10 protein-coding genes are annotated in these 8,994 nt (G+C 34.3%); 2 read left to right on the forward strand and 8 right to left on the reverse strand.

What is annotated here, in order from left to right; translation table 11 throughout:
• Positions 1–254: 254 nt before the first annotated feature.
• The 4 genes from ACIQVU_RS19825 to ACIQVU_RS19840 form a co-directional block, all read right to left on the reverse strand.
• Positions 255–530, reverse strand: coding sequence for a DUF5839 family protein (locus tag ACIQVU_RS19825; protein ID WP_402896949.1), 276 nt, complete (start codon positions 528–530; stop codon positions 255–257).
• Positions 531–618: 88 nt separating this feature from the next.
• Positions 619–1,626, reverse strand: coding sequence for a hypothetical protein (locus ACIQVU_RS19830; protein ID WP_402896951.1), 1,008 nt, complete (start codon positions 1,624–1,626; stop codon positions 619–621).
• Positions 1,627–2,049: 423 nt separating this feature from the next.
• Entirely contained in the window at positions 2,050–2,580 is a 531-nt protein-coding gene (locus tag ACIQVU_RS19835) for a MerR family transcriptional regulator (protein ID WP_402896953.1), read from the reverse strand.
• Between the two features lie 315 nt (positions 2,581–2,895).
• A complete protein-coding gene (locus ACIQVU_RS19840) occupies positions 2,896–3,258 on the reverse strand; it encodes a helix-turn-helix domain-containing protein (protein ID WP_402896955.1) in 363 nt (120 codons plus the stop codon).
• Positions 3,259–3,442: 184 nt separating this feature from the next.
• On the opposite strand from ACIQVU_RS19840, the gene ACIQVU_RS19845 reads away from it, so the two are divergent.
• Positions 3,443–3,634, forward strand: coding sequence for a hypothetical protein (locus ACIQVU_RS19845; protein WP_402896956.1), 192 nt, complete (start codon positions 3,443–3,445; stop codon positions 3,632–3,634).
• Between the two features lie 25 nt (positions 3,635–3,659).
• Here ACIQVU_RS19845 and ACIQVU_RS19850 read toward each other — a convergent pair whose 3' ends face one another.
• From ACIQVU_RS19850 to ACIQVU_RS19860, 3 genes are all read right to left on the reverse strand, one after another.
• Entirely contained in the window at positions 3,660–4,571 is a 912-nt protein-coding gene (locus ACIQVU_RS19850; RefSeq protein ID WP_402896958.1) for a S8/S53 family peptidase, read from the reverse strand.
• Positions 4,572–4,840: 269 nt separating this feature from the next.
• Positions 4,841–5,863 (reverse strand): site-specific integrase, encoded by a 1,023-nt coding sequence (locus ACIQVU_RS19855; RefSeq protein ID WP_402896960.1) that lies wholly within the window; start codon positions 5,861–5,863, stop codon positions 4,841–4,843.
• A 606-nt stretch (positions 5,864–6,469) separates the two neighbouring features.
• Positions 6,470–6,595, reverse strand: a complete 126-nt coding sequence (locus ACIQVU_RS19860; RefSeq protein ID WP_402896962.1) for a hypothetical protein — start codon at positions 6,593–6,595, stop codon at positions 6,470–6,472.
• Between the two features lie 911 nt (positions 6,596–7,506).
• Between ACIQVU_RS19860 and ACIQVU_RS19865 the strand changes: the two genes are divergently transcribed.
• A complete protein-coding gene (locus ACIQVU_RS19865) occupies positions 7,507–7,899 on the forward strand; it encodes a hypothetical protein (protein WP_402896964.1) in 393 nt (130 codons plus the stop codon).
• 101 nt (positions 7,900–8,000) lie between these two features.
• On the opposite strand, the gene ACIQVU_RS19870 is transcribed toward ACIQVU_RS19865, so the two are convergent.
• Positions 8,001–8,474, reverse strand: coding sequence for a hypothetical protein (locus tag ACIQVU_RS19870; RefSeq protein WP_402896966.1), 474 nt, complete (start codon positions 8,472–8,474; stop codon positions 8,001–8,003).
• Positions 8,475–8,994: the final 520 nt, after the last annotated feature.

The following is an 8,994-nucleotide window of genomic DNA, read 5'->3' on the forward strand; positions in this document are numbered from 1 at the left end:
TGTATATGATTGAATACTAAAATAAAAAAATGTTCCCAAATGCATGTTTGGACACACCTCAAAAAGCCTCAAATGTTGTTACATCAACGTTTCGTGGCTTTTCTTATGAACATTGTTTATACACTTTTTTATACAGATGGCATGAACGTTGCTGTAGCAGCATTTTTACTTACTTTGTTTATTCTTCACTTTGCATAAAATCATGTATATTTCATATGACAAATATGGCTATTTTTTATTACTAAAGATTGGAGCTATACATTCGTATGCTCTTCTCTTGACCCTTTCTCTAAAAGCTTAATAACCCTTTTGTATCGTTTTCCTGTCTCTTCAAACTCTTCCCTAAAAACTTTTGTGACCAAAAAGGGTGCTAATGTTTTCCCTACAGCCACAATATCACCTGGTTGAAGATTGAAATCAAGTAAATGTTTAGGAATATGCCAAGTATAGGTTTTAGGATATAGCTTTAATACATCACTATCTTTTTTACTTTTGATATGAAAGCCTGAAAGTGTATTATTGTTTTGCATTTCACAACCTCCTATTTTCCAGATAATTTAATTATTAAAAATGAGTATAACAAACTAGAGGTATGATTTTTCATCATTCCTCATTGGATTAAAGATCCCGTAACTCGGCCAAGATGCGCTCACGTTCTTGTGCAAAGTAAGCTTTCTTTTCTTCGGTTACTTCTTCTTGCTCATGACGTGTCGCAAACCATGCAGGTACTACTTCTACTTTTCTAGTTTTCTCTTTTCCTGACCCTGTAGATGCATTCGAAACCGTTAAATCGTTGATTTTGTTGCGAATAATAGCACTTAGTAAGGCTAACCGGTTGGTTTTAACGTACTGATCGCTTACTGAAATAGCTGCATCTAAAGATTGATACATGATTGTTTCTAAATGGCCATGAGACAGCCCTAGCTTGTCCTCTGCTTTGATTTTTTTCAATGACCCATAGATAACACCTACAAAGGCTTTAAAGCCCTCTAAAGAGCCTGTACGGGCTTTATACAGATTTTTTAAACGATTATACAGATTATTTTTCTGATCAGACGACTGCTTAGTAGACGTCTTTATATCTTTTATTGTTTTAATTTGGTTATTATAGTTAAGAGTCGAATTTGAGCCGTTTAACGTTGGTCTGACAGTGTTTTGAGCCAAATCCTGATGTTTATTTGGTTGTTTAAATTCATCTTTTACAATGGCAATTTCATACGAATTCAGATGGTAAACTTCGCTTAAAATGCTTTCAAAGTTCACATGCTGCACATCCAGAATAACACGACAACCACTATTCGTTTTCCCCGATCTGTTTCTGGAAAGGATAAATAGTTTGGATTGCTCCATATACTTGAAAGCTGTTGAAATTGTATTGAATCCAACCTCTAATTTGTTGCTCAAATGCTCTCGGCTTACTTTAATAATGCCGTTGTATGTAAGGTCATAAATCAATTTTTCTAGCACTCTATGTACTTTCCCACCAGGATAAATACCTTGTGCTGCCAAAGTTTCTTCTAGTTGCTGCAGGCGATCTTCTTTGAGTTGCCGGTCTCCTTTTTGATTGCCGTATGTAATAAATGTTTGAACTGCTTGGTTTGGTGTAGTTTTTAGTTTATTTTTCATGGTAGTTGCTCCTTTTTTGAAGCAAAAAAGCGTTTCACATCGTGTCTTAACGATGCAAAACGCTTTAGATTAGGGAGTAATCTTTAATGACCTATTAATAAACTGTTGAAATGTCTTCTAATTCATACTAGAATGACGTATATAGATAATATCTATATTTAACAGTTAAAAACAGTCATTTCACGATATGCTGCATCGTATGTACGAGATACGATAAAGCGATTAATAAAGAGCGCCAACTCTCTATTAGTCACTGTGGAATGGCTTTTTTACGTTCGATTTAGTTATTTCTACCATACGCTAAAGTTAGCAACTTGTAAATATATTCTACGATTATTAGTTTCTATTATTTTATTGAATAGTGACATGAAAAGATTCTAGCAACCATGACTACTTCTAATATAACCTCAAGTAATTATTCGATTACTTAGAGAATAACTTCTGCCAAAAGCTCTTTTTACGTTCCGCCTCTAATTGTTGGTTTAATTTCTTCAAAGCTTCTTCTTGTTTGATTATTAAATTTCGCTGCTCCTCAAGTCGATTTGTAACGATTTTCTGGAACTCATCATCTTTCTTATTCCGTACTTTTAACTCGTTCTGTAGATATTGAATCTGGTTCAGAACCGTTGCAGCCACCTCGTTCTGTAACGGGATAACAGAACTTGATAATGTTATAACATTGGGATTTGTTATGTTTCTATCCAGAATAGTAAAGTCAAAGTCGCTAGATGTTACCATACTCGCAGCGTCTTCTAGATTAACAGATTTCTCTTTGTTCAAATAGATCAATGCTTTTATCACTTTAATATTCTCGTTTGAATATTGTCTATGACCTCTATTGTTTCTTAATACTTTCATTCCATTCTTCTCTAAAAGTAACGAATACTTTTTTAGAGTTTCGGCAGTGACTTCTAATTGTTCAGTAGCTTCTTTTGGTGTCAAAACATTCTCCATAGTGTTACACCCCCCGTTATATGAATCGTTATGAACATCATACCACCAAACAGCAAAATCAAAGTAATTATGTAGAAGTCCCTTAAAAAGGCCGTTTCAGGAAAAGTATTTGAACAATAAGATACTAAGCTTACGGAAAAAATAATAAGAATTAGGGAGGTGAAAATAAATGGGTTCTTGTAACTATTAATGCCCGTAAGCCACTGCTTTGACTGGCTTTTAAAAAAGTGTATAAAACACCGTATAATTAATGTTTTATTTGGAAACGTTATTTTGTATAGGTGAATATATGAAGTGCTGTTGTATTTGAAGTAATTACTTATCCTCCCCATTGAATGAAGGAATATTATTAGTACTATACGGTTGTAAAAAAGTGTGACTTACTTTATTTACTTCAAATTGTTCTCTTTTTATTAAGTTTAATTCTTCTAACTCCTTCATCCAGTTACTAATAGTTCGAGTAGACTTTCCAAAATAAATAGCTATTTTACCTAAGCTGTGAAAAACTTCCCCAGTTTTATAATTAGAGTGTAATCCTAAGTAAATATATAAACTAATTGCACCTGGAGATAAAAAACGCATTAAATATCTGAAATCATTAAATACAGGAAAAAAACCTTCATTTTTATAAAATTGTTCTTTTCTCCAATCGCTGTAATAATTGTTTTTTGAGTCCATAATAATCATCCTTTTTACTTTTATATAGAAATTAATTTCCTTTTGTATAGAAATTAATTTCTATCTAACTAGTATATTTAATTATATATTAACACCGTTCATAAATGAACGGTGTTAATAGGTTACCTGTTTTTTTAAAAATTTTATTTGTAATCTTGAATTAGTCAGAAAGGAGTGAAGCAATATGAATTTCGAAATAAGAATTCTAAGTAATATTTTAAATGTAAAAAATGTCTTAAAGAGTATATCTATTTTTTACCAAGAGGATTTCTTGTTAGAAGATATTGTTTTCATAACCATAGACGACCGTTCTAAATTAAAATCACTTCAGAGCCATATTGAAGTAACTGAAGAAAAATTTGCATATCAATTATAATAAAACACATTCAAAAACAGCATTATTATAATGCTGTTTTTTCATATGTATAAGGCATTAATTCATTTAACATATCGAGTATTTCTTGTTTTTCTATAGAAGTAATATTAGGATATTTTTTATCAGCTAGTGTAATAGCCTCTTCTAACTTTTCAATTATATCTGGAAAATCTTCAAAATATGATTTTAGATTCTTTAAGTTATTTAAAGCAATTGGATAATTCATATCATTATTTAAATTAAAATAATGCTTTGAAATTAAACCTGTAATAATTGGAGCTGAAAATGAAGTTCCAGATATTCCTTGCCATGTATCATTTAATAACTTGACTGAAACATGTCCGTTAGCATACACTTCTGGTTTTTCCTGAATAATACTACGTAGATTAATCCTTGTGTCAATTTTATTTGAGCTATCTAAAGCGCCTACTGTTATTGCAGAACTAGAACATCCAGGACAAGTAGTAGAAGCACCTGGGTGTTTTTCAGAAGTGTTTCCAGCACTCACAATAACATCTACTTTATATTCTTCTTTTAGCTTTTTAAATCTTCTTTCCCAATTACAATTTCCCTTACAGTTCTCATAGAATCCTAAAGACATATTTATTAAATTTACTTTTTTCTCAGTTACAAGCCATTGTAATGCTTTTAAAATATTCCTCTCAGGCATAGGAACATCATCTTTATCAGACACTTGGGCGATATATATTTCACTTGCCGGTGCTATATCATTTATTATAGAGCACACTGCCGCAGTATGTATGGATGACATGTCCATATTAGACGCATTAGAAAAATCCCTTTTTTCTACAAATTTTTCAAATAAGTACTCGTTTATAGGACCATCTATAACACCAATTTTAACCCTACCGATATTAGGAATATCATTGATTATATTAGACTTCCAAGAATAATCTCCTAAATATTTAACCTCCATAAATAAACCACCTTGATCTAATTCAGTATATAAACATATATTTATTTTACTAGAAACCATTTTAAAAGCCATCTAAACAAAATGAAAACTCTTTTTGCACAGTCAGCTAATTTACGAATTAAATCCTTTTTTGTGTGTATATTTTTATATTTCCTATACCTTACTTTATATGGTATTCAGCACCCTCTCCCTCAAAAAAACGACAAGTAGAACACATGTCACCCCATCGACTTACAATAAGGTTTTTGACAGATGCATTGGGAGGGAAGCTATCTCAAATAGCGCATTGCAAGTTCCCAGCGATTTTTTCCGTGCCCTAACTCACTATGGATTTTATCCATCACTGCTTTTGTGCCCATATACAACGCTCGTTCCTTCTCACTTAAAATGCCATAGTCTGCTTTGCGCCCCTGTTCGCGATTGGACAAAATCCTCTGCATCATGTCACGCTGCTCCTTCGTAGCAAGTTGCGCTAGCCGATCCCTGGCGTATGCATGGCGAAATCCGTGACAGCCACGCCCAGCTTGTAACACATTCGCTTTTTTACATGCCATGTTGACCCCATCGCGTATCGTGCCACTTGCTACACACACAAGCCGTTCCTCTGGGTGTTTCCCTACTAAAAGCTGTACCAATCGCTGTTCAAATGTCTTCGGCACAGGCACATAACGAAAACGCCCGCCCTTCGTTATGCCTTTACCCTGTGCAATCTTTAAATACCAAGAATCACCTTCAGCCACAAAATGCTCAGCCCGCACATTCGCCGCCTCACGCACACGCAACCCTAGACTACTCATCAAATCGACCGCTTTTTGCACCTCTGGAGAACATTGCTCACGAATCGCTTGAACTTCACGTGCGTTATAAGCCCTATTACGCACGCTCTCGCCCGTTTTAACATGTACTAAACGTTTAGTAGGACAAAACCCTTTAAAACGCTCTGTAAGGCCTTCTGAACGTTTTAGTCGCTCTTTAAAACCTTTTTCTAACAAACGCAACGATGTTTCAACATTTTGCATATGTCCCTTTGACAAACCCTTGTCAGCCATATAAGCGATATACGCTGCGTAATGTTCCTGACTTAAATCCGCAATCGACTTCACACCATGTTCAGTCCGAACCCACTTTACAAAATTTTGTGCATCAGACATCGTATTACGCTTTTGCTTGATAGAATGAATGCCATGTGTGCTATTTCGCTTGGCATCACGCTTCGACTGCCCAATTTTGTCAATAGCATCAATGCTTTCTTTGACCTCACGAACGATAGATGTACGTCCTTTTCTTGCCACAAAATCACTCCTTTCTAAGTATGCTGAAGGCAAAAAGAGAAAAAGAAAGTCGGCCTTGCCGCCTTAATAGCTCGGCTGCTAACGCACCCAAGCTATTAAGGCGTCGGATTCGCTCCACAAAAAAATATAAAATTGCCAATGTACTTCATGACCTGTTTTAACCGTCCGCACTTTGTTATCGAGGTGTGCCATGTTTTTCCTCGCCATTTAACGCTGGCGCGTTCTTATCGGCACAGCCGATAAGATGTGACTGCTTCGCAGTCAACAGTTGCAAAAGCAACTGTAATCCAAAACATACGTCGGCTCCGCCGACTGACTGCTAACGCAGTCAAAATACAAAAGAGCATAGACCACTAAACTGGTCTACGCTCTCTCATTTGTAATCGTATCATTCTGCCATTTTATGCAGCTCCGACTGTGGCCCTCTGCCATACTCCGCAGCATATTTCTTCAGGACCAAACTTTCTTCGCCTGCCGTTAATTGCAACCTAAAGATAGTCATATCTCGTAGCCGCCTTTTTATCCAGCCCTAGTCTTGCTCGGCTTTCCAATAATTTTTCAAGCGATAATTCGCCCTTTTCATACAGCCTTTCATCCTTTGCAATTTCAATTGCTATCCGATGTCTGAACCAATCCCAACAACGCAGCCGTTGTCATGTCCTCGTTCCCATCATTTTCTCGCAAATACTTTTGCACAACTGCAATATCGCCCTGCGTCCATTGATAAGCCATTTCCATCTCTCCCTCGATTAATTTTTTAAATAAAAAAAACGACCGTTTTTAAACGCTCGATGATTTGACTTTGATTTTGTTCTTGTCGATCCAAATGATCCGCTGGTCGGACTCTCCAGCCCAAACAATAAACAAACCAAAAACTATGCAATTTTTACACATAACAAAAAAACATTTGTGCCCTATGGCTACCTTTGTGCAAAGGCTAAAAAACTTGTGCCGAGCCTTTTTTGCTTATGCAAAAATACAACGACTTCCGCTGAGAGCGACTTAAAAAATAATATTCATAGGATTATCCTATCATATCGTTATATTTTTACGCAAAAAAATTATGATATAATTGTCCGCGTTGTCGCACCCAAACTGGCAACAGTAAGGGGGTGTATCAGTTGGAATTTGCTATCTCTTTTTTGGTTTCCTTTTTGGCAGGTGTAGCTTGCTACTACTTCTGCAAATGGTTAGAAAATAGAAACCACAGCGACAACTAGCCTAAACGGTTTACTCTACCGTAAAAGAGCAGAAACCCCCAGTAGTTGCAGCTACTGGGGGTTTCGTTTGTGTACCAGTTGGTACTATCTCTTTTTTGCTGACTCCAGTATAACATTGGTTATCAGCTTTTTAAAGTATACTCATTTCAATCGTAAGACAATACTTCTCACTTTTCTAAGTCTAGAATATATTGCAAAACTTCATCTTCACAGTCATACAAATTTTCTAAGTGGTACATATACCAGTCAAATCGCATTAAATATTCAACATCTTTGTGACACTCAGAACAATGATAAGAATACATGCCCCATATATTTACAACCTTATAACATTCCCTCACCTTTATTTGTTAAAATGAAAATAAAAAGAACAATATAAAAAAATAGTAAAATATCTTTATAAAAAGTAAGGAGGAATAACATTTGTCTGAAACAAAAAAAATCCAACTGACATTCTTATCTTCTGGTATTTTGGGAGTTGGAATGGGTATTTATTTAAACTATGAAAACATACTCAACAAGGAGTTTCCTGATTTTATTATGCTTTTAGCTATCGGACTAAATCAACTAATGTTAACATACCTTTCACCACATATATTTCCTAAAAATAAACGTTCAAAAGAAATTATAAGAAAAGCAATGACTATTAATTATTTTATTTTGTTCGCTACATTAATCATCCTTATTTTATTAACAAGTTCACTTGGATCTTTAATACTTAGCTCAACACAAGCACTCAGTATCATATTCTGTATCATGGTTATTACTATTCCTGGAACAATGATTATTTATTCTAAATTAATAACCAATCAATAAACTTTCACCATTATTTAATAATGTAATAACTAGAAAATAAAAATGCTGTATGTAATCCATTAAGATTACATACAGCATCCAAACAAACAATAAAACACTTTTTACTGTGGCTCTATATCATAAATCATTGCCCAAGTCATATTAATTTTTACTCCAGTACCATACGCATTATTCGCAGTAACACGTGACGAGTAAAGAGAACAATACGCAGCTGAAGCCACAGAAGCCCAACCCATTCCTGGGAACCAAATTGCTAAGATGCCAGCTCCAGCAGCCCCAGCGGCTACACCAGCTAAATCAGCAGCAAATTTATCCGCATCACATGAATTAAACTTTCTACTTTGTCCCCACCAATGTGTCACAGGATTTGTTGTTACCCCTTTACAAGCATATAAAGATACTCCACTATTTAATAAATCTTCATCAAAATCAGAATCTAAATTAATAATATCTAAATTTTCATTTGCTTGTAATTTACCCTCTTTTATTTCTAAATTAAGGGAGTTGAAATATTCTTGTTGACCTTCTAACAACTCCACACTAACTCCATCTTTAATAGCACTTGTTGTATCCAAAGTAAATAACCCTTCAGAATTAACAGAAACATATCTTTCTAAAGACATTATGTCTTCAAAAGTGTATTCACCTTCAATATTTTCTGTTTACCATGTTAAAATAAGGGATAGTAAGCAAATAACCAAAAACACTAATTTTTACCTAGTATTTTTTAGTTATTTAGTCAATAAAATACCATTTTGGGTTATATTTAACATAATTATAATAAAATAACATTAATCACTTATCTACTTTTATAACACTATAAATATATTTTTACAATTCAGGCTGTTCAATACTACTCAAAGCATCATACATAATCATTCTACCTCATCAGCTTCTTCAATATATTTCGCCTATTTCTCCTAAGCTTAATTCACGCAACATATTTTCATATTTTGACTTTTGCCAAACAGACGTTAATAAAAGTGTATATTCGTTTAACTGTATATGATTGAATACTAAAATAAAAAAATGTTCCCAAATGCATGTTTGGACACACCTCAAAAAGCCTCAAATGTTGTTACATCAACGTTTCGT

This window comes from Lysinibacillus sp. NPDC098008, assembly GCF_044760715.1.
Taxonomy (GTDB): domain Bacteria; phylum Bacillota; class Bacilli; order Bacillales_A; family Planococcaceae; genus Lysinibacillus.

Bases quoted from the DNA above. Each gene is read 5' to 3' on its own strand.
- ACIQVU_RS19840 (WP_402896955.1), bottom strand. From the start codon at position 3,258: ATGGACTCAAAAAACAATTATTACAGCGATTGGAGAAAAGAACAATTT.
- ACIQVU_RS19850 (WP_402896958.1), bottom strand. From the start codon at position 4,571: ATGGAGGTTAAATATTTAGGAGATTATTCTTGGAAGTCTAATATAATC.
- ACIQVU_RS19825 (WP_402896949.1), bottom strand. From the start codon at position 530: ATGCAAAACAATAATACACTTTCAGGCTTTCATATCAAAAGTAAAAAA.
- ACIQVU_RS19860 (WP_402896962.1), bottom strand. From the start codon at position 6,595: ATGGCTTATCAATGGACGCAGGGCGATATTGCAGTTGTGCAAAAGTAT.
- ACIQVU_RS19845 (WP_402896956.1), top strand. From the start codon at position 3,443: ATGAATTTCGAAATAAGAATTCTAAGTAATATTTTAAATGTAAAAAAT.
- ACIQVU_RS19830 (WP_402896951.1), bottom strand. From the start codon at position 1,626: ATGAAAAATAAACTAAAAACTACACCAAACCAAGCAGTTCAAACATTT.
- ACIQVU_RS19835 (WP_402896953.1), bottom strand. From the start codon at position 2,580: ATGGAGAATGTTTTGACACCAAAAGAAGCTACTGAACAATTAGAAGTC.